The 20,367-nt window shown below is 54.3% G+C and carries 18 protein-coding genes; 10 read left to right on the top strand and 8 right to left on the bottom strand.

The genetic code is table 11. The features are described from left to right. Window positions 1–42: 42 nt before the first annotated feature. The gene (locus FE784_RS30390; RefSeq protein WP_139606023.1) at window positions 43–1,077 is read right to left on the bottom strand and encodes a trypsin-like peptidase domain-containing protein; all 1,035 of its coding nucleotides are present in this window, start codon (window positions 1,075–1,077) and stop codon (window positions 43–45) included. 313 nt (window positions 1,078–1,390) lie between these two features. Between FE784_RS30390 and FE784_RS30385 the strand changes: the two genes are divergently transcribed. The 4 genes from FE784_RS30385 (at window position 1,391) to FE784_RS30370 (ending at window position 6,048) form a co-directional block, all read left to right on the top strand. Beyond that, window positions 1,391–2,155: a hypothetical protein gene (locus FE784_RS30385; protein WP_139606022.1), complete on the top strand. Its 765-nt coding sequence runs from the start codon at window positions 1,391–1,393 to the stop codon at window positions 2,153–2,155. 213 nt (window positions 2,156–2,368) lie between these two features. After that, a complete protein-coding gene (locus tag FE784_RS30380; RefSeq protein ID WP_246132258.1) occupies window positions 2,369–3,856 on the top strand; it encodes a spore germination protein in 1,488 nt (495 codons plus the stop codon). A gap of 13 nt (window positions 3,857–3,869) precedes the next feature. Further along, window positions 3,870–4,952 carry a GerAB/ArcD/ProY family transporter gene (locus FE784_RS30375; RefSeq protein ID WP_139606020.1) on the top strand — a complete coding sequence of 361 codons (1,083 nt, stop codon included), beginning with the start codon at window positions 3,870–3,872 and terminating at the stop codon, window positions 4,950–4,952. Beyond that, window positions 4,945–6,048, top strand: a complete 1,104-nt coding sequence (locus FE784_RS30370) for a Ger(x)C family spore germination protein (protein WP_246132264.1) — start codon at window positions 4,945–4,947, stop codon at window positions 6,046–6,048. Before FE784_RS30375 ends, FE784_RS30370 begins: the two co-directional genes overlap by 8 nt. A 7-nt stretch (window positions 6,049–6,055) precedes the next feature. Here FE784_RS30370 and FE784_RS30365 read toward each other — a convergent pair whose 3' ends face one another. The 3 genes from FE784_RS30365 to FE784_RS30355 form a co-directional block, all read right to left on the bottom strand. After that, the gene (locus tag FE784_RS30365; RefSeq protein WP_139606018.1) at window positions 6,056–6,448 is read right to left on the bottom strand and encodes an SRPBCC family protein; all 393 of its coding nucleotides are present in this window, start codon (window positions 6,446–6,448) and stop codon (window positions 6,056–6,058) included. A 107-nt stretch (window positions 6,449–6,555) separates the two neighbouring features. Beyond that, window positions 6,556–10,212, bottom strand: a complete 3,657-nt coding sequence (locus tag FE784_RS30360) for a heparinase II/III family protein (RefSeq protein ID WP_139606017.1) — start codon at window positions 10,210–10,212, stop codon at window positions 6,556–6,558. Between the two features lie 98 nt (window positions 10,213–10,310). Beyond that, window positions 10,311–10,610 carry a hypothetical protein gene (locus tag FE784_RS30355; protein ID WP_139606016.1) on the bottom strand — a complete coding sequence of 100 codons (300 nt, stop codon included), beginning with the start codon at window positions 10,608–10,610 and terminating at the stop codon, window positions 10,311–10,313. On the opposite strand from FE784_RS30355, the gene FE784_RS30350 reads away from it, so the two are divergent. Next, window positions 10,609–11,118 carry a GNAT family N-acetyltransferase gene (locus FE784_RS30350; RefSeq protein WP_139606015.1) on the top strand — a complete coding sequence of 170 codons (510 nt, stop codon included), beginning with the start codon at window positions 10,609–10,611 and terminating at the stop codon, window positions 11,116–11,118. The genes FE784_RS30355 and FE784_RS30350 overlap by 2 nt on opposite strands. A gap of 137 nt (window positions 11,119–11,255) precedes the next feature. Here the strand turns inward: FE784_RS30350 and FE784_RS30345 are convergent, their stop codons facing one another. After that, a complete protein-coding gene (locus FE784_RS30345) occupies window positions 11,256–12,455 on the bottom strand; it encodes a helix-turn-helix domain-containing protein (protein ID WP_139606014.1) in 1,200 nt (399 codons plus the stop codon). Between the two features lie 273 nt (window positions 12,456–12,728). Here FE784_RS30345 and FE784_RS30340 point away from each other — a divergent pair, with 273 nt between their 5' ends. The 4 genes from FE784_RS30340 to FE784_RS30325 are packed head-to-tail and all read left to right on the top strand — an operon-like array spanning window position 12,729 to window position 16,498. Further along, entirely contained in the window at window positions 12,729–13,742 is a 1,014-nt protein-coding gene (locus FE784_RS30340) for a sulfonate ABC transporter substrate-binding protein (protein ID WP_246132257.1), read from the top strand. 30 nt (window positions 13,743–13,772) lie between these two features. After that, complete coding sequence (gene ssuD / locus FE784_RS30335; protein ID WP_139606013.1) at window positions 13,773–14,945, top strand: FMNH2-dependent alkanesulfonate monooxygenase; 1,173 nt, start codon at window positions 13,773–13,775, stop codon at window positions 14,943–14,945. After that, entirely contained in the window at window positions 14,929–15,708 is a 780-nt protein-coding gene (ssuC, locus tag FE784_RS30330; RefSeq protein WP_139606012.1) for an aliphatic sulfonate ABC transporter permease SsuC, read from the top strand. Before ssuD ends, ssuC begins: the two co-directional genes overlap by 17 nt. Window positions 15,709–15,727: 19 nt before the next feature. Further along, on the top strand, window positions 15,728–16,498 hold the full coding sequence (locus FE784_RS30325) for an ATP-binding cassette domain-containing protein (protein ID WP_139606011.1): 771 nt from the start codon (window positions 15,728–15,730) through the stop codon (window positions 16,496–16,498). A gap of 58 nt (window positions 16,499–16,556) precedes the next feature. On the opposite strand, the gene FE784_RS30320 is transcribed toward FE784_RS30325, so the two are convergent. Both FE784_RS30320 and FE784_RS30315 read right to left on the bottom strand, forming a co-directional pair. Further along, a complete protein-coding gene (locus FE784_RS30320; protein WP_139606010.1) occupies window positions 16,557–17,339 on the bottom strand; it encodes an amidohydrolase family protein in 783 nt (260 codons plus the stop codon). Between the two features lie 3 nt (window positions 17,340–17,342). Next, window positions 17,343–18,116, bottom strand: coding sequence for an amidohydrolase family protein (locus FE784_RS30315; protein WP_139606009.1), 774 nt, complete (start codon window positions 18,114–18,116; stop codon window positions 17,343–17,345). Window positions 18,117–18,379: 263 nt separating this feature from the next. Between FE784_RS30315 and FE784_RS30310 the strand changes: the two genes are divergently transcribed. Next, window positions 18,380–19,480, top strand: a complete 1,101-nt coding sequence (locus FE784_RS30310) for a PRK06851 family protein (RefSeq protein WP_139606054.1) — start codon at window positions 18,380–18,382, stop codon at window positions 19,478–19,480. Between the two features lie 87 nt (window positions 19,481–19,567). On the opposite strand, the gene FE784_RS30305 is transcribed toward FE784_RS30310, so the two are convergent. Continuing rightward, on the bottom strand, window positions 19,568–20,020 hold the full coding sequence (locus FE784_RS30305; RefSeq protein ID WP_139606008.1) for a GyrI-like domain-containing protein: 453 nt from the start codon (window positions 20,018–20,020) through the stop codon (window positions 19,568–19,570). Window positions 20,021–20,367 lie beyond the last annotated feature (347 nt).

Genomic DNA, 20,367 nt, shown 5'->3' with positions numbered 1-20,367 from the left:
CTCCTCTTCCCGGTATTAATCTGCGTTCACTCCCTTCCGCGTTCATACGGTGCCGGAGCCCGTCTTCGATTTGCCCGGTATTGTCACATTGCCGACCAGCTGCTCCAAAACGGTCCGGACCGTAGAGGTCGGTATCGCGAAGCCGATGCCTTGCGCTTCGGAATCGACAGCGGTGTTGATTCCGATCACTTCCCCGTTCATATTCAACAAAGGACCTCCCGAATTTCCGGGGTTTATCGCCGCATCCGTTTGGATCAAATGCTCGTAATTACGCGTTCCTCCCTCGTCGCGAATGCTGATCGGACGCTCTTTGGCGCTGAGCAGACCGGCCGTAACGGTATAGTCGAACTCATACGGATTGCCGATCGCGACAACCCAATCCCCAACGTTGGCTTCCCCGGAATCGCCTATAGGCAAAATAGGGAATGGTTGCTCCCCTTCGATTTTGAGCACGGCCAAATCCTGCTTATGGCTGCTCCCGATCAGCGTCGCTTTAAACGGCTCGCCATACCCTTGAACGCTCACCTCGATTTCGTCCGCGGCTGCGATCACGTGCTCATTCGTCAAAATATAGCCGGAAGCTTCGAATAGAAAACCCGAGCCCATTCCCGCGGCCTCCGGCTCCCCGCTGTTCTCTTCCGATTGTCCCGGCTGCTGCATGCCGAAAAATTGGCGGAAAAACGGATCGGCTTCCATCGAACGTGCCGAGGAGGACTGCCGGCTTACTTTCGTCTCGATCTTCACGACGGCCGGATTCGCTTGCTCGGCCAAAGACGCAATGCTGTTCGTTTGCGTCGTCGTGACCGAAGCGGTCGTCGCTCCCCCGTTATTGCCTGATGTTCCGGAAGCCGCCGGCGCAACGCTCGATACAGGGACTGCATCTCCCGTAAATAAATCGAATTTATCGGCCGCGAACGACAAGCTGCCGACCATCAAGGCGCCTGCCATAAAAGCGGCGAATTTCCCTTTGACCGATCCTGCTCTTCGTGTTGCGTTCGGGCGTTCAGTTGGTATGGGAGCCTGTATAGGCTGATCGATTGTAACGGGTCGAAGCTCTTTGTCGTTGTTCGTTTCCATTGCCTTATCCCTCCATGCCGCATAATTTTTGTATCGCTCTACAGTTTGGATTATAGGCGGTGAATCTGAACCGTTCTTGAGCGGCAGCTAAATGTTTGCTGAAAATGACGGCGAGGTTTTGGCGCTTTTGCGAAGATAAACTTTCCGGATCGTCAAGAAAAAGGCCCCCCCCCCTATGGGACGACCTAAATCGAGAGATGGCCGTTCGGATCCAATTGCGCTTTAGCTCGTCCTGCTTCTTTGAATGACGCGGAAGCAAAAACAAGCAAAAGATGTTAAAATAACGTTGTGAATCAAGAAAGGCGGAGAAACTATGGTCCATGCGTTTATCATCGAACCTATCGCGTATAATGCCTTCGAAGACGAGACGGCACAGCTCGAGCAATGCAAGGAATGGGGGCTGCTGTCCGAGAAAGCGATCCGCACGAAATCGTTTTTGTATAAAGGAAATGGCGCGAATCTGACTTGCAGCATCGTCGGCTACGTGGATAAATTGACCGCGGTCATCGAGCTTGACAACGGGCAGCGGCACTGCATCCACCCCGCTTACCTGAAGGAGATGCAAGCCTCGTCGTTCGGCCGAAGAATAACCGCCGCCGCGGAGGCGGAGACGGAGGATGCGGAGCCGGACGTTGTTCTGGAAGAGGCTTCCACTCCCGAAGAAGCCAAGTCGGAACCGGCTACGGTCGACGAAACCGAGTCTGAAGCAATGAATACGGAAGAGGTTCAGGTCGAAGAGGCTCCGAAAGGGAAAACGTCGAAGAAGAAGGCGGACAAGCTCCAGCTTCCCGAGGATAAAGTTAAAATGACCGCCACCGTGCAAGAGTTTACTACGGTACCGAACAATTTCTCGGACAATGACGACGAAGTCATCATCTATGAGGCGGTTTCCATCGCAGATCCGGAAATCGAGGTCGGCGTTGCCTGGTCGAGCCACAGCGCCACGCTCAAAAAGCTGGAGCTGGCTGTCGGCGACACGATCACCTTTGAAGGAAAAATCGTTGCGAAGAAGCTTACAAAGCATCCCGTGCCATACAAAATCAACAATCCCGCGAAAATACAAAAGCAGTCCACTTGACGCTTCGTCTTGCTAAGCGGCCGAACGTGAAGATCATAAGAAGAGCAGAGGCCAGTCGGCCACTGCTCTTTCTTGTTCCCGGAAAAATCCGCGCATGCTCGATCTTACTCGGATGACAACGCAGGCAACGTTCCCCTCCGCTCCCAACAATGATTAAAACGTTCGCCTTCCGCACATAGTAAATGCAATCACAATGGATGGAAGGTGCGGATTGTGAACTTCTTGAAACGGGCTTGGCACACCTTGTTCGCGAAACATCCGGCTCCCGCTTCCGAACCGGGAACATCCGATCATTCCGGGAAACCGACTCTATCCTATATTTTGCGCGAATTTCATGATTGTTCGGATCTTGTCCATCGAACATATCCGCAAGTTAAAGCCGATCTGCTCTATTTCGATCATCTAGTCGACCGCGACAAGCTGTTCAGGGACGTAATGAATCCCCTTTTGAGCGTACAGGCCGACGAAATGTCCGAATTGTTGTCAGAAGCCCAATTTTCCGCCACGGCCGCTTCGAAAGAGCTGGTGCTCGGCATTTTATCCGGCAAAGCCGCCGTTTTTTATAAGCAAGTCGCCTACCTCGTCGACGTGTTCGGGTTTCAGAGCCGTCCCGTCTCGCAATCCGAAACGGAAACGGTTATTACCGGCCCGCACGATGCATTCACCGAGCAAGCGGGAGTCAATCTGGCGATGATCCGTCAGCGTGTCAAAAGCCCGCATTTGAAAGTGGTCAAGCTATCCGTCGGCGAAATAACAAAAACGGACGTATACATTTTATACATAAAAGATATTGCCAATATGCAATACGTGGATGAGGCTATCGCCAGAATAAGAAACGTCGAAGTCGATTCCATCTTCGATACGAATATGCTGCTGCAAATGATCGACGACTCCCCGTACTCGGTCTTTCCGCAATTCCTTACCTCGGAACGCCCCGACGCGATCGGCTCCAAGCTGGTTTCGGGCCGAGTGGTCGGCATTGTGGACGGCAGTCCCTCGGGGTTTTCCGCACCGACTTCCTTCTTCGAATATTTCTCCTCTTCCGACGATTACTACCAACGTTGGTTATTGGGGAGCGCAAGCAGATTACTGAGATTTCTTGCTCTGTTGATTACGATCGGGTTTACGGCTCTATATGTATCCGTGACTACGTTCCATTACGAGATGATCCCGGAAAATTTGCTTCTCACTCTGACGGAATCGAGAAGCCGGGTTCCGTTTCCCCCGCTTTATGAAGCTTTGTTTTTGGAAACGACCATCGAATTGCTGCGCGAGGCCGGAGCCCGTCTGCCCACCAAGATCGGGCAAACTATCGGTATCGTAGGAGGTATCGTGATCGGACAAGCGGCCGTGCAAGCCGGACTGACAAGCAATATATTGATTATTGCCGTGGCCGCCTCCGCGATCGCGTCGTTCGTCACTCCCGCCTACGTCATGAGCGCTTCCATCCGGTTTCTCCGCTTCGGTCTGATCGTATTGGCTGGTATATGGGGCAATTTCGGACTTGCGCTCGGCATTACCGCCATCGTCATTCACATGAGCGGCCTTACGAGTCTCGGTTCGTCTTATTTGACTCCGGTCGCCCCTTTTCGCCTGAAGGATTGGAAAGATACCTTTATCGTGGCCCCATTTAAATTTTTGACGGATAGACCTACGCAGATTAAATCGCCGAACCGGGTAAAGCACAGGATGAAAAAGTGAAGGTGTGGGAAGCATGCAGGAAAAATTGTCGCCGTTTCACTTGACTATATTCATTTACATGATTCAAACGGGGATTGTCGTATTCACGCTCCCTCAACTGTTGGCCGAAAATTTCGGGACGAACGGATGGCTCATCCTGATCGTGATCTCCCTGATCGTATCCCTGAATATCGGAATGATTTCAGTCGTCTTCCGGTTGGGAAACGGAAAATCCATGTTCGCGATTATGGAGCAATCCATCCCCAAGGCGCTGCTCTATCCGTTCTATACTTTACTCGTTTGCGTATGGTCCATGTTCGGCTGCCTCATAACCAAAAATTATGTGCTCATCTTTCAGATGATCGCATTTCCGACAACGCCTCCGATGCTGTTTAAGCTTGCGGTCGACGTTCTCGTGTTCTTATTGATGATCAAGACGGTATACAACATCTCCAAGGCGGCAACCGTCTTCTTCTGGATGATTATTTGGATGGTGTTGCTTCTCTTTTTCTTTTTCGGCGACTTCGAATGGGCCCGACTGACTCCCTTCGTCTTCCAAAACGGACAACCGTCAATCAAAGGCTTCGTTACGATATTCACTTCATTTCTGGGCTACGAGCTAAGCCTGCTGCTAATGCCCTATTGCGACCGCAAGACGAAGTTCGCCAGATCGGTGCTGGCCGGCAATGCGATTCTTGCATTCAATTATTTATTTTTCAGTATCGTCGCCTTCGGATTTTACGGATACGAGTCGTTGAAAAATCTGGAGTTCCCGCTACTGAATTTATTGGCTTATGTCCAACTTCCGTTCATTCAGGCGATAGAAAATTTGATGTACGGCGGTTTTCTGTTCCCCATCATCATTACGACGGTCATGTACTGCTGGTCGGCCAAAGAAACGCTTCAACAAATGATTCCGGCAAGCGGCAAGCTGCTCGCCTTCCTGATCGTGTTCCTGGTGTATTGGATCTCTTATATTCCCGAAGTGCTGAGCGAGGTCCAGCGGTGGATCGGCTATTTGAGCTATGTCGAGCTTGCCGTATCCTTCGGCCTGCCAGCCGTTCTCATTGTGCTGCTGTTGGTCCAGAGGAGGAAAGGTGGCGTTGCCGATGCATAGTCCGCGCACTCTGTCCTTGTTTCTGATCACGTTATTCCTGCTAACCGGTTGCGGCGATCGTAGAATATTGGAAAGGACGGGCTTTATCCAGTCGACGAGCCACGACCTGGAAGCGGACGGGAAAATCAAGTACGGGATAACGATGCCTCTCTCCAATACCGACATCAAAACGAACAGCAAGTTTCTCAAAACGGATGCGGACAGCGCCAAAGAAGCGCGAATCATTCTGGCCAGAAAAACGAATCTGCTGCTGGTCAGTGGCCAGCTGCGGACCGCATTGTTCGGCCTGTCGCTGTCCAAGCGGGACATATGGGAGCATATGGATACGTTGATTCGCGATCCGACCATTTCCGATCAAGTAAAGATTGTCGTGATCAATGGAGATGCCGCAGATATGCTCGCCAAAAACTTTCCCGAAAGCCCGCGAACGGGCAAATATATCGATCGGTTAATCGAAAAAGAAGCGAAAGGACAAACGATTCCGGAAACGACGCTGTATTCATTCACGAGAGACTATTATGACGACGGAATCGATCCCGTGGCGCCGGTTCTGAAGGATATTGGAGAAAGCATTATCGTCGACGGGATCGGACTATTCCAAGGCGGACGGTACGTGGACAAAATCGAACCGAAAGATTCGCTTGTTTTCGCATTTTTGCGAGGCAACTTCAAGCATGGCGAGCTGAGCCTCGATTTGTCGAAATCCGATATCGGCAGCAAAAGCGTCATGCTCAGTTCCTTGAACAGCTCCAGGTCGGTTGACGTTGCCGGAAAAGGCGGCGAGCAGCGAAGCGTACAGATCGATGTCAAAGTGAAGGCATCGGTTCTGGAATATATCGGCAAATTAAGACTGAGCGACGATAAGGACAGGGAGGCGTTGGAACGGGCCATGTCCGACCAATTGACCCAGCGCGGCAACGAGCTGCTGCAATTTCTGCAGGCAAAGAAAACCGATAGCCTGGGCATCGGCGCCCATGTAAGAAACAGCATGCCGTACGCTCAGTGGAAAGCATTGGCTTGGCAGGATGAATATCCGCGTCTAACGATAAAATGCAAGATCCGTATCAAAATCAAAGATTACGGCTTCCGTCGCTGACGGGGAGTTATTTCCGTTCAAGCACAGCTTTCAAAGCATTCAAATCGATCGCCACATTACGGGCGTCGTCGGCATACTGTTCATCCGACATGCCCGGCCGTTTGAATAAGGTGAACAACACCTCGCTGCATGTTCCGTTCGCGATCACGCGCATCGGATTGTATATGCATTCTCCCGACATCAGAGTCACGAAGTGGTCGGCGACCCCGTACTCATTGCGCCCGACGAAGCGAAATTTCATCGGTTCTTCCGATGTTTCCACGATCAGATCGTCTCCGGAACGTTGGACAGATTCGGCAAATGACGGAATCCATTGCTGAAGATTGTCCGGATTCATGATGAATGCATATACTTCCTCCGGCTGGCGTTCGATTGTCACGCTTATCGTTTCCAAATGCATATATGTCCTGCCTCCCATACGCCTTTTTATCGATTATACCGGCTGGCGGAACGGAGATATAGAACAAATCGGACAATCGCTATTTAAATCGTATTCGGTAAATCCGGTCAGTCCCACTCCTCGTAAATCCGGTTCTTCATCGCAAACCGGTCCCCGGTCTTGACATCGGCCAACATCCGTTTGCCCATGTATGCGATAACCGGCTTGCCTTGCTGCACCCGCGCTTTTTCCGTACCCTTCCAGCCCTCTTCCCCCCGCAGCAGCGTAATGTCCGTGCGGAATACGAGCTTGTTGCCGCTCAGTCGAGGATCTCGGATGTAATACGGGGAAGGCTTCTTGTAGCCGTCTCCGGAAATAAACCCTACGGAACCTGGAAACTGTGACGAATCCGGAATGCCTTGGCCAAATTCCACCCCGATCTGCCTGCGGTCCACATCCACGTCCGTAACGATGCCGTGCCACACGGCATGCGGCTGGCGGACTCGCAGCCCTCCCGAATCGATCGCCGTGAAACCGAGCGCCTCCAAACGTACTGGACGATCACCGCGATACCGGATAAACAGCGACTGTGCATCCGTCGTATGCTTCATTCCCGTCTCGTCCCGAAACGTAACCGATTGGCCGACGTTCTTGTTGGAGATCAAGATGTCCCTGCTGCCGTCCGGATGGGTCACGCAAACTCCTACCGGGGGAAATACGTCGCTCTTCCCCTCGATCAGCTCCATCGCTTGAACGGATTGCAGAAACGGTCTGCTCTCGTAAGGTTCCATGACCGCGAGGAAGCTGGCGGCGTGCCCTGCCGGATCGGCCTGCTCGTCCCTCAGCAGCACGTAAGCGTCCCAGGAAGACTTTTTCATTTCTTGTCCGCCCTTCTCGCCCAGACAGCAGATGAGCTCCATCTCCTCCGTGTTCAACGCGGTAATTTTCAACGAACTGTCCCCGTAAGGATAAGTCCAGGACACCCGTTTGCTCGCCTTCGCTCTACGCACCGCTTTCATCCAACCGTAGCCGGGCTGTCCGTACAGCGGAACATCCTCTCCGGCCAACGTGCCCTGCATCTCTTCCCACTGCTCGACGCCCTCGAATTCGACACGTTCCAACGGTACGTCCAGTCCATGCGTATTGTAATCGAAGCGGGAACCTTCCTTTACGAAAAACTGATCCAGCACATAAGCATTTTCCCCGTCGGGAGCTTGAATAAGCCAGGCCCATCTCTCGTAATGGCTGCCGGGGTAAGCTTCCTTATTCTCCATCCCCGCCACTTGCATCAGGCTTCCTTCGTAATGCTCGAGCTGAATCGAGCTGGATGGCGCCTGATTTTTGCCGTCTACGAGAACGACGTTGCACGACGCGGAGTGCAGCTCCCATTGCGATATTTTCGGTCCGATCCAGATATACGGATAGTGGCCCCCGAAGGCGAGCTGGTGGACGCCGAATGCTCCCAGCCATAGGCCGAGCTTGTCGCCGTGCGCATGCGGCAGCGTCGGCTGCCCGTATAAGACGAGATGCTTGCTGTTCCTTGCGGAGCTGCCGCTTCTCAGAATGCTGACCTCCGAATCCTCCAGCAAAAAGGAAGGCTGTATGCCGGGAGACGCCTTTCCGCGATACGGCTGCAAATCCTCATCTGCAAGGGCATTCGCCAGCACGAGCAGCGACTGGTTGCCTCCCCGTCCGTTTTCGGTGCAAGCTTCCACCCGCAGGCGGGCCAGCTCCTCCCGATCGTATTGGCTCAATGCAGGACCGATCACATCGCGTGCGGAAGGCATTCTGCGGAACACGGTTTCGCTCAATGCCAGATATGGCGTCATTCCGCTTTTGCGCTTGTCCGAGATAGGCAGCAGGTTATCCGTCGGCGTATCGCCGAATGCGGCCGATAAACTTCCGCACCGGTACCGGTAATAAAAAGAAATGATTTCCTTTATGCCGAAACGCGGATCCTCGAACAGGTTGAAAGGTTGACGGAACTGTCCTTCGTCCTGGAACAAGTATGTCCAATTCGGATAATTCATCATCGCGTAAGACATCATTTCCACGTAGCCGGAAGAATCGTACGCATATTTTCCGTCTCGGTAATAGCCGTTCTTCAGCTTGGAGAACAAGCTGAAGGCGGAATCCGTCAGCACTCGGTGGAGCAGCTCCCCGTTCTGGATCAAGGCGGCCGCCTCCATCTCGAGCTCCAGCAGTCTCATCGACCAATCGCTTGCGCCGCTTCGTTCCAGCTCGCAGGTATAAATCACATACGGGATCATTTCCTGCTCGACCGCTCTCCGCAAATCGAACGGCACGTCTCGCTGCCGGTTCTCGGCATCGGGCTTTCGACTGAACAATGCGGTCAAATCGTCGTGGAACGAATCGATACCGTCAAAAATGAGATCGTACGCCTCCAGTACGTTTTTCTTCCATTCCGTGCCCGTCGTTGACGGCTCCGACAGATGCACCGTGTCCGAGTAGCTTCCGTCATGATACCCGCCGTTCATATAAGGGTACAGCTCGGCAATTCTGCCGATCAGAATGGCCGCTTTGTAGGCATAACGAACATCTCCGGACAATATGTAGGCATACGCCAAATTCGGAATGCCACCGGCGTACTTCGTGCCGCTCGTTTCCGGTACGACATCTTTATCGGTGATCGAGGGGCAATACGGAGCCGCCATAGCCATCGCCAGCCTATAGTTGCGGGTTGCGGCTACGAGCATGCATCGGGTGTACGGGTTCGGAAATCCTTCCGGGATCAGGAAGCCTTCGCCGTTATCCTCTACGACGACTTCTTCCCCCGTAGTTGGGTTCGTCAACCTTTTGCCCGGGTACCACCATTCCCCCGTTTTTTCGTTAATAAATCGGAACGGCGTTTCCAGGCACGTTTTCAGCGTCAGCCGGTTTCCCCCGGTGAGCGGATCTCCATAAAACTGGCTGGGCGTCATCGCGCGGGGATTGCCCGGTATGATGAAGTCGAACAATTCATCGTCCGATTTGGACGCCCAATAGTCCGCCACCTCATAGATGCGTCGGGCAATTAGGGCGCCCCACTCCGTTTCGCGGGCGTTCATCCGGGCGCGTTCCGCATCTTCCCTTTTGATGCGCAGCGAAAATCCCGATTTTTTGGCACGAACGTGACGCAGCATGTCCGGAGGCAGCTTTTGCTTCTCCCATTTCGTATAGGCGGTGTTGCTGTCCTGAACCGCGCGCTCGATCCAATCGTTCAATTGATCGGACGACAATCCCTCGGCAAATAGGAGATCCCCGATCCCCTGCAAGCAATGAACCGAGATCTCACCCGGCAGCCCCGACCATTTGGAGGTCGAATGGCCTTTGCGCACCCGGATCACGTTAAGACCGATATACGGTCTGGTCCCTCTGCTCTTATATACGAGATCCAACGGCAGCTCGACCGTTATTTCCCACACACCGTTTTTCAGCTCGGAACGGCTTTGCACGCCATCGACCGGCGTGAAGCGGACAATGTCGTATTCCATCGTTTCCGCTCTCGTCGAACCGTCGGATTCTACGAATACTTGCACCACATTATGAGGTCGTCGACCCGAATGGTCCGGATCGAAATTGAGCCGTATCGTTTCCGCGCACTGCTGGTCGGCGTCATGGCACCACACGCGGATGTGAAGCTTGCCGTCGCGGGTATAAGCGGCGAATTCGGTCTTCAAGGAAGCGGTATTCATCGTATCTCCTTGCAGAAAACGACCCGCAACCGGCAAGCGGTCGAAATGATCTGCCTCATGGACTACATAATAAGGGTATAGCTGCTTCAAGTCGTTGTCCCCCTCCACAACATGCATTTTGCATTCATCATAACACGAGGAAAGGGACCGGATTGTTATTAGTCAAGTAATTGACATGTCTATAAATCCTATTGGGTCAGCAGCCATTTTTCAGCTTCGGCACTATCGGCAAAACGTTCAAGCCCGAACAGGAACTGTTCGCGGGCCGTTTTGACAAGGCCGAGATTGAGGTGAGATTGGGTGAACTGAGAGATGCTTACCCCGGACTGCGCATACGGATTCAATAAAGCTTGGAAAAAACAACTATCAAATGTTTTCGGTACGCTTATCGGCATGGAACTGTGGTAAAATTGCGAATCAAACGTAAGCTCCGTGCAAGGAGTATGGATGTTCCATGCAAGTATTTCGAATAAGAAAGGTGAACCCATGATCCAACTTGAAACTTCCCGGCTGCTGCTAAAAACGCTCGATCTCGAGCTTATCGAGGCGGCTGCGCGGCGTGATAAGCGGGCGATCGAAGCTTTGGGCTACAAAACCGACGGTGAATGGCCCGGCCCCGATTTTTATGAAGCATTGCCTTACTTTCGGGAGCTGCTGATCAAAAACGGCGGAACCAAAGGGTTCGATTCTTGGATTATTGCGGCGAAGGAGTCCCGGGAAATCGTCGGCGGCATCGGCTTCATAGGCGACCCCGATCCGGACGGCTCGATCGAAATCGGTTTTGCCATAAATGAAAGCCATCAGCGTAAAGGGTATTGCCATGAAGCGGCGCAAGCTTTAATAAACTGGGCCTGGAATCAAGCTTCAGTCGCCAGTATCGTCGCCAGATGCGAAGCGGATAACATCGCATCCAAGCGCGTATTGGAAAAGTTGGGATTTCAAAAGGACCATAGCGATGAGCAATTGCTTTATTGGAAATACGGCAAGGTGAAATAGCTTCCTTTCCAGTCAATGCTCTTATATCCATGTGCAATCAATCGGTTGAAATGCAAACAACTCTCCCGGGCCGGAGAGTTGTTTTTTTCGGCATATAGCGTACTAGAGCGGCTTGCGCGGAACGTTAGCCAGGACACTCAATAAATCTGCTCTTGCGACCATTCTCCGGGCAAAGGGGCGTCCGGCAAAATCGGCAGCTTCAAAGCCTCCGCCGCTTCCTGCAAGTACCGCTTCTGAAAGGCAACCCCCGTGCCGACCGCCGTTCCGCCCTGAAGCTCTCTCTCCCGCCTGCCGCTTACCCGGTTCAACGTTTGCAGATCGCGGCTGTAAAAAGAGGCGTCCCAGCGAATTTGCGGCAAAACCAGACTAATGACGGATACGGGAAAACCGCTCGCCTGATGGACAAGAACGGCAGCCCGCTCCGGCTGGCGGCGAATGAAGGCATGGGCGCGCAGATGCGCCTTCAGGTAGGCGATTACGATGTCCTCGTTCCCCTCGGCCCAATTGCCGTCCGTCATAAGTCCCGTCAAGTAGTCTTCTCCGATTCCTGCGGAAACGATCGGCGCCCCGGCCCCGAGCAGCTGCGCCCAGCTCAGGTAAGGCTCCCACAGGACGGCCGCTCCCGTGCTCCCCTCGACGAGCCCGCTCAGGCAGTCTCCCATACTACGATGGGTGATTGGCGCGGAATCGAAGCCGAAGACGCCCATATATTCCTTTAACCGATACGAGGCGCTGGAATGGCCGACCGTCGATATCGACACCTCGGCAAGCTCCTCCGGCTTCCGGACCCGACTTCCCGGAGGAACGACCAGAGAGATGCCCCCGCCGCTGCGGGTTTTGCCGTCAAAAGCGAGCATCAACGGGCGAAAACGCGGCAACAGCAGTCCGAGCTCGCGGCTGGCCGAGATCGGATAATCTCCGACGGACACGATCTGGGCGCGTCCGGAGATCAGCTCCTCTACAAGCTCCATGCCATTGGATGCATTCGTCCATCGCACCTCGTATTCCGTAGCCGGACTTATCCTCTCCAGCTCCTGCTCGAACAAGCCCAGCTGCTTCATGATGAGCGTGCTCCAGAGGAGAGCGGCTCCGCTCTGATACCCGACCGTTACGGTCCGGCGGTCCGCCGTCTCCCTGGGCCCCTTCTCCTCCGGTTCCTTCAGGGCATGCAGCTGCACCCAGTCATGCAGCTTCTGCTTGTTCACCCATACTTCCTTCCCGATCTTGATGTATGGAAGCTGCTTCTCCTTGCGCCAACGATCGATCGTCGCCCGGCTGACGCCCAATATATCCATAGCTTCCTGAAGAGTCAATAGATCAAAGCGTTCCCTAGACATAGGCTGCACCCCGCTGCGACCGAACGTTAATACCCATTAATTCTATTGGTATTATATGATATTTTTATCATCATAGTCTATAGCTTTTTAAAGTTCAACTTATCAATGTTCGTTTCCGCGAACTTATTCCTCATTCCTCCTCATTGCTCCTCATGTGTGCTCATTGTATTGACACTCCAATCGGTTGGTGGTAATTTCGGTGTTAATAAAACTAAGTAATTCAATTGGAATTATTAGTTTTGAAAAACAATCGATCAGAGAGGCAGTGAAGCAATGAAACAAACAGCGGGGACTTCCAAACAGGGCATGCGCATAGCGGCGGCTATCGTCTTATCGATGGCGCTATGGTTATTGTCCGCATGCGGCTCCGGATCAGACGCCAAGACAGGCGCAAGCGCCCCGGCAGAAGGCGCCAAATCCGCGGATGCGAAAAAAACGGTGAAGATCGGCTACCAGAAATATGCGTCGGTCAACATTTTGAAAGAAAAGGGCGGTCTGGAGGAAGAGCTCGCCAAGATCGGTTACGCGGCGGAATGGATCCAGTTTCCCGGAGGTCCGCAGCTCCTTGAAGCGATGAACGTAGGCAGCGTCGATTTCGGCAACGTCGGGGAAGCGCCCCCCATCTTCGCCCAGGCAGCGGGTACCCCTCTCGTTTACTTGGCACGCTCGCCGGAGAGCCCGAAAGCGGAGAGCATACTCGTGCCGAAAAACTCGGCGATTCAGAAAGGCGCCGATCTGAAGGGCAAGAAAATCGCCCTGAACAAAGGCTCCAACGTCCACTATTTGCTCGTTAAATATTTGGAAAAGGCCGGTCTGAAATACAGCGATGTCGAGGTCGTCTTTCTTCCGCCGGCAGACGCGCGGGCTGCATTCGAGAAAGGCAGCGTGGACGCCTGGGTCATCTGGGAGCCGTTCTATTCCGCCGCGCAGCTGGCAACCGAAGCGAAGGTGCTGGCCGACGGAGACGGTCTAGTCAGCAACTACGAGTTTTATTTGGGCTCCCGCAGCTTTGCCGAATCGAACCGCAAGGCGGTTGACGTTATTCTCAAGCAATTGGAGATTTCCGACAAATGGGCCAAGGACAATCAGGAAGCCGTCGCCAAGCTGCTGGCTCCGGGACTCGGACTCGACGTCCCGTCTCTCAAGCAGGCGCTGTCGCACCGCGGCTACGGGATACTGCCGATCGACGACAAAATTATTGCCGAGCAGCAAAAGGTGGCGGACGCTTTCTTCGCCCTGAAGCTGATTCCCAACAACATTGACGTGAGCAAGGCCGTACTGAAATAACCCCTGCCTACGAAGGAGTGGATACTGTACATGGAACTGTTCTGGTTTATACCGTTGCATGGAGACGGCAACTATTTGGGCACGACGACCGGCGCTCGGGCGGTGGACTTCGATTATATGCGGCAAATCGCCCAAGCGGCCGACCGGCTCGGCTATCACGGCGTACTCGTTCCGACGGGCAAAGCGTGCGAGGATGCCTGGGTTGCAGCTTCCTCGCTGTTTCCCTCGACCCGGCATTTGAAATTCCTCGTGGCCGTCCGGCCCGGACTGATGTCGCCTTCGACCGCTGCCCGGATGGCCGCAACGTTCGACCGATTGTCCGGAGGCAGGCTGCTCGTCAATATCGTTACCGGTGGAGACCCGCACGAGCTGGCCGGTGACGGCATCTTCTTGTCCCATCGGGAGCGGTATGAGCAGACGGACGAGTTCATGACGGTATGGCGGCAGCTGATGCAGGGAGAGGTCGTTTCCTACAATGGAACCTATGTGCGCACCGAGAACGGAGAGCTGCTGTTTCCCGCGCTTCAGAAGCCTTATCCGCCTCTTTATTTCGGCGGCTCCTCTCCGGCCGCGCAGAAAATCGCCGCCGATCATGTCGATTATTACTTGACTTGGGGCGAGCCTCCCGAAGACGTGGAGAACAAGCTCGAGCAAGTGAGGAAGCTTGCCCGCGCCGCCGGAAGAACGGTGAAATTCGGCATCAGGCTGCACATGATCGTCCGCGAGACCGAGCAGGAGGCTTGGGATGCGGCGAACCGGCTGATCCGCCATGTGGATGAGAAGACGATTGCCGAAGCTCAACGAATTTTGGCCCGATACGATTCGGTCGGGCAGCAGCGGATGGCCCAACTGCATAACGGGGACAAATCGTCTCTCGTTATCGGCCCGAACCTGTGGGCCGGCATCGGTCTCGTCCGCGGCGGCGCCGGCACAGCCCTTGTAGGCGACCCGGCTTCCGTGGCGAAAGCCATGAAGCGATACGCCGAACTTGGCATCGAAACGTTCATCCTGTCCGGCTACCCCCATTTGGAGGAAGCCTACCGCACCGCCGAGCTGCTCTTCCCGCTGCTGCCGATCGAGCCGCGGCAGCACAAGGAAGCGCCGGCCATTCCCCCGTCCGGGGAGCTGATCGCGTACAACAAGCGCCCCGAGCCGGGCGGCGGCACACCAACTGGAGGAGCTCCGCATGAATTGGTTCCATAAACGACTGAATCGTCCATACGTTCCGGCCATATTGCCCATCCTTATTGTGGTGGTGTGGCAGCTGCTCGGTCAATTCGAATGGATTTCCACCCGCACGCTGCCGACTCCGCTGAAGGTGGCCGAAGCCGGCCTTGCGCTGATCCGCAGCGGCGACATTTTCCATCATATCGGCATCAGCACGAAGCGCGCTTTTATCGGACTCGGCATCGGTGGCGGCATCGGCTTTCTGCTCGGCTTGCTGAACGGCGTCTTTCCGGCGGCCAACCGGCTGCTCGACAGTACGCTGCAGATGATCCGCAATGTCCCCCATCTCGCCCTTATTCCATTGGTCATTTTATGGTTCGGCATCGGGGAATCGGCCAAAATATTCCTGGTCGCTCTCGGCGTGTTTTTCCCAATCTACATGAACACGCTGCACGGCATCCGCTCCATCGATCCCGGACTGATCGAGATGGCCAAAGTATACGGCCTTCGCGGACTCGCGCTGTACCGTCATGTCATCATGCCGGGAGCGCTGTCCTCGATTCTCGTCGGGCTGCGCTATGCGCTCGGGTTCATGTGGCTGACGCTGATCGTGTCGGAGACGATATCCGCGAGCTCCGGAATCGGCTATATGGCGATGAATGCCCGGGAGTTCATGCGGCTCGATATCGTCGTGCTGTCGATCTTGATATACGCGCTGCTCGGGAAGCTGTCGGACAGCATCGCCAAATGGCTGGAGCACCTTTTGCTCAAGTGGCATCCGAGCTATGCCAAACGCTGACGCAAGGAGGAATATGAAGATGGCCAATCACCGGAATGGAGCCCGGATTATGATCGGCGGCGCCGGCAAAGCGTTCGGCGACAAGCAAGTGCTGACCAACATCGAGCTGGATATTCCGTCCGGCCAATTCGTCGCGATCGTCGGGCGAAGCGGCTGCGGCAAAAGCACGCTGCTCCGGCTGATGGCCGGGCTGGACCGACCGACGAGCGGCGCGTTATCGATCGATGGCAGCGAAATAACGGGCATTCGCGAGGATACGAGGATGCTGTTTCAGGATGCGCGGCTGCTGCCCTGGAAACGTGCGGTGGATAACGTTCGCATCGGGATCGGCAGCGGTTCGCGGCAGCTCGCGCTTGACGCACTGCGGGACGTAGGTCTGGAGGACCGCGCCGGCGAATGGCCCGGCGTATTGTCCGGCGGCCAACGGCAGCGCGTCGCCCTGGCCAGGGCGCTAGTCGGGGAACCGAGGCTGCTGCTGCTCGACGAGCCGTTGGGCGCTCTGGACGCGCTGACGCGAATCGAGATGCAGCGGCTTATCGAGCGGCTGTGGGACGAGCAGCGTTTCACCGCGGTGCTGGTCACTCACGATGTGAGCGAAGCCGTTGCGCTTGCGGACCGGGTAGTGCTCGTCGAGAACGGCCGCATCGCGCTCGATATTGCGATAACGCTGGAGCGCCCCCGCGAAAAGGACGGCGGCTTCGCCCACTTCGAGAAGCTGATTCTCGATCGCATTCTCGAACGGGACGAACGCAAGCCGTACCGGGAGAAGCAAGTCTCTTATTCGATTTGAGACAAGACGGAAGGAGCGGACTCCGCAGAGTACCGCTCCTTTGATTCATCACCCGGGATTATGCTTTGCACCACTCCAACAGTTTCTCCGCATTGCGGTAGGCGACCTGTTCCACATCCTCCTGGGCGGCATCGGTATATTTCAGCTTCGACAGGACCGCCTCCGGAATGAAGAACGGCGCATGCGAGCCGAACAAGATCCGGTCGAGCGAATACAAGTTTTTCAGCAGCAGCGTAATATCCACATTTTCGAGCGCCGCAAGCTCCACGTACACGTTCTCGACCGAGTTCAGCACTTGGGTCAATTCGGCTATGACCGGATAGCCCAGTACGAACGGCTGCTCGGGAAAATAGGACAGCGTCTTGACGACGCGGACGATATCGGGTTCTTCCACGTTCAGCAGCGGATACATGCCGCGCTTGTCCTCGACCCGCAACTGAAGGCCGATCAGCAGCTTGTGACGCTGCGCAAGCTCGACCAGCGGTTCCAGCACCCGTTCGCTTATTTCATACATATGGTAGCTTGGAAGCAGCTTCACCATGCGCACCCGGCCATCATTTGCGGCCAGCTCCACTACCTCCGTCCAGTTGGCATACGACAAATCGACAACCGGCACCGGCGAGAAGAAATCGTCGCCTCTCGTTGCCTCGAGCAGAGCTTTGTTCGCCCGCATCGGATCTTGCTCGAGAATGGCTTCAATCGGCGCTACGAATGCCTGCTCCACGTGCAGCGACTGCAATTTCCCCTTCAAGGCGGACAATTCCGCATAGCGAAGCTTCAGAAAGGGCCAGTTCCCCGTCCAAGTCGCCATATCGATCACTTTGTTCAACGGCTTCTCCATCGTTTATGCCCCTCCTTTGCGGAAAAATCTCAATGCGTTTCGGTACAGCACCTTCTCCCGGTCTTCCTGAGACATCGATACGGAATCGATACGGGCAAGCTGCGTGGAAAATGCGCGGATCGGATAATCCGAGCCGAACAACACCCGATCGGCGCCCAGCTCCTCGATCGCCCTCTCCAAATAGCCGTCCTCCGGCTGCGAGCCCGACGTGTCCAAATATACGTTTGGCAGCGCTTTAATATCTTGGATGCCGCGCAGCTTCGCTCCCGTCAAGTGCGCCATCAAAATTCGCAAGGACGGATGCTTTCGCGCCATTCTCGCGATATCCGCAGGTGTCGATTCGAACGTCGTCCGCTGTACCGTTTTGTACCAGCTGTGGAACAGCAATGGAATGTCATGCCGCTCCAGAAACGCATAGATCGGCTCGTACCGCTCGTCGTCGGCGATCATCGAGATGTGGAACTTCGCCCCGACCAGATTGCCTTTCACAATATGCTTCTCCATCAGCTCCAACGTGAACTCGCTCGGCAAGGACGGGTTGATGAACAGCAGCGGCAGGAATAGATCCGGATGCGCCTTCGTAATTTCCGCGAGCGTCTCCGCCTGAAATGTCATGTCGGCCTGATTCGGATATATATTGCCGGCAAATTGCGGATGCGGCATCAAGCATGTTTTGTCGATCCCGACCGAACGCATATGGTGCAGCGTTTTTTCTACAAGCGGTTCCCAGCGGTTTTTTCTCGTAAACAAAAGGTGGAGATGGCTGTCGATGATCATCCGGGTGCGGCTCCTCTCTTCAGGACTAGCCTGAACTTGCTCTTCATTTCTATTCGTCAATTCATGTAAACAACCTGTATTCAAAAGTGCTTACTTGTATTCTACAGACGCTTTGCAAACGCTGTCAATGCTAAACCGTTTATTCGTCAACCTTCCGGCGGATCGGAAATCCGGCTCCCCCCTCAACATCTCGCACCTTCCGTACGGTGGAGTAATAAGATAGAGCATGCACCATGACATTTGCCCAGAAAGGCGTGACCGAGATGACGGGAAGCATCCGAAACTTTTATGCGTGCGGCAATACCGCTCATGGCTTTGCCAACCTATTCGATTCGTCCCTACAAGGACTTGAGCGTCTGTTTATCGTGAGCGGAAGGCCGGGTACCGGGAAATCGACTCTCATTCGGGCTATCGGAGAGCATATGGAGAAAAACGGGTACGACGTCTGGCTCATTCATAGCCCCTCCGACAACGGCTCGCTCGACGGTTTGATTGTCCCCGAGCTAAAGGCGGGAATTGTTGATGGGTCGGCGCCAAGAGTCATACGGCCGCAGCAAGCTGGGATTGATTTGAAATATGTCGACTTGGACGTCGCCTGTAATACGGATAAGCTGATCGGTTCTACGTCGGCTATCGAACGATTGAACGATGAAATCGATCAGGCCTATGAACGCAGTTATGCCGGCTTTGCCGAGGCGCTCCGCATCCATGACGAATGGGAATCGATCTATATCGCCAATATGGATTATCAAGCCGCCGATCGGTTAACGAATGAGTATATAAGCCGATTATACGGCGACTCCGATCGCAAGGGCGACAAGCACAGCCGGATCGACCACCGGTTTCTGGGAGCCGCCACGCCGAAAGGCGCGGTCGATTTCGTTCCGAACTTGACGGAAGGCTTGAAACGTTATTTCGTCAAAGGCCGTGCGGGGTCGGGCAAATCGACCATGCTGAAAAAACTGGCGGCTGCCGGAATCGAACGGGGTTACGATGTCGAAATGTATCATTGCGGCTTCGATCCGAACAGTCTGGATATGGTCATCGTGCGGGAGTTGGGCTTCGCGGTATTCGACAGTACGGCGCCGCACGAATATTTCACCGAACGTCCCGATGACGAGATTATCGATATGTATACAAGCTGCATCAAGCCGGGAACGGATGAAGCGCATGCGGAAACGATCGGCGAGATCAAGCAACGGTATTCCGCCAAAATGAAGCAATCGATTCAACAGCTGACGCACGTTAAGTCTCTGCACGACGAGCTCAAGGACATTTATGCAAAATCTATAGACTTCCGCATTGTGGATCAGATTGCAGCCGATGTATTGCTGGAGTTTTCCGGGCTGGCTGCACTCCAATAACGTTAAGAAGCCCTCCTGGCGAACCGGACTTTGCAGTCCGTATGACAACCGGAGGGTTTTCGTTTTCCATTCGCCTTGCTTCCCAATTCATGTTCGTCGGACCGGCAAATGCCATTCCACCATGCCTGACGGTTGGAGCTCGGGGGAGAACCGTTCGAACCTGGGCTTCGTCAGGTCAATGTTATAGCTGGCCTGATTTTCGTTACTGCAAATGTTGCTCCAGAAATCGCCGATATGCTTCTTTTCGAATCGAAACACGACATAGTCGTCCGCGGGGATCGTATACGCGATCATTCCCAGGGGCACTTTCCCGAAAGAGCCGGCCTCGACTCCGACCACCGGGCGGAAATCCGGAGTGATGACCAAGTAAGGATAGCTGTTACTTTTCGTATCGATTTCATTCAATCTCGACTCTAGCCCTCGGAACAATTCGTGTTGATCCTCCAGGCGAACGCCTTGAAGTCCGATCAGACTTATCGCTTTCTGTTTGACCTCCCGCACTTGCAAGATATCCGCCAACACCGTTTTGTTGCCCGACATAGTCAATCCTCCCAACACCCGATAAATGAGCTGTCCAGTCCTCACTTATTTCCCCATATACTCCCGTTTTCCTGCCGTCTGGTGGGAAGATCCCGGCTAGCATTATTCTTCTCCGCACCCCGCCCCTGCCCTTCGCTGTTCAAGTATCATTCCGAGGGTTAGTAAACCAAATTTGCTTGTTAGTGAACCCGGTTGTTACTGCTTAGGCCGGCTTGGTCCGCCGATGAAGCAGGAAGATAGAAATAAGGTTGAAATGGGCATTAAAGTCGGCGCAAAACGGGCAAACGATGCGGATAGTGCTGAAACTGCTCTTCTGTCAATAAAGTAGACACCATTAATTTAAGCTG

The sequence above is a fragment of the Paenibacillus hemerocallicola genome, from assembly GCF_006265175.1.
Lineage (GTDB): Bacteria > Bacillota > Bacilli > Paenibacillales > NBRC-103111 > Paenibacillus_AB > Paenibacillus_AB hemerocallicola.
Note: the sequence above shows the minus strand (reverse complement) of the source record. Positions and strands in the feature narration are given on the sequence as shown.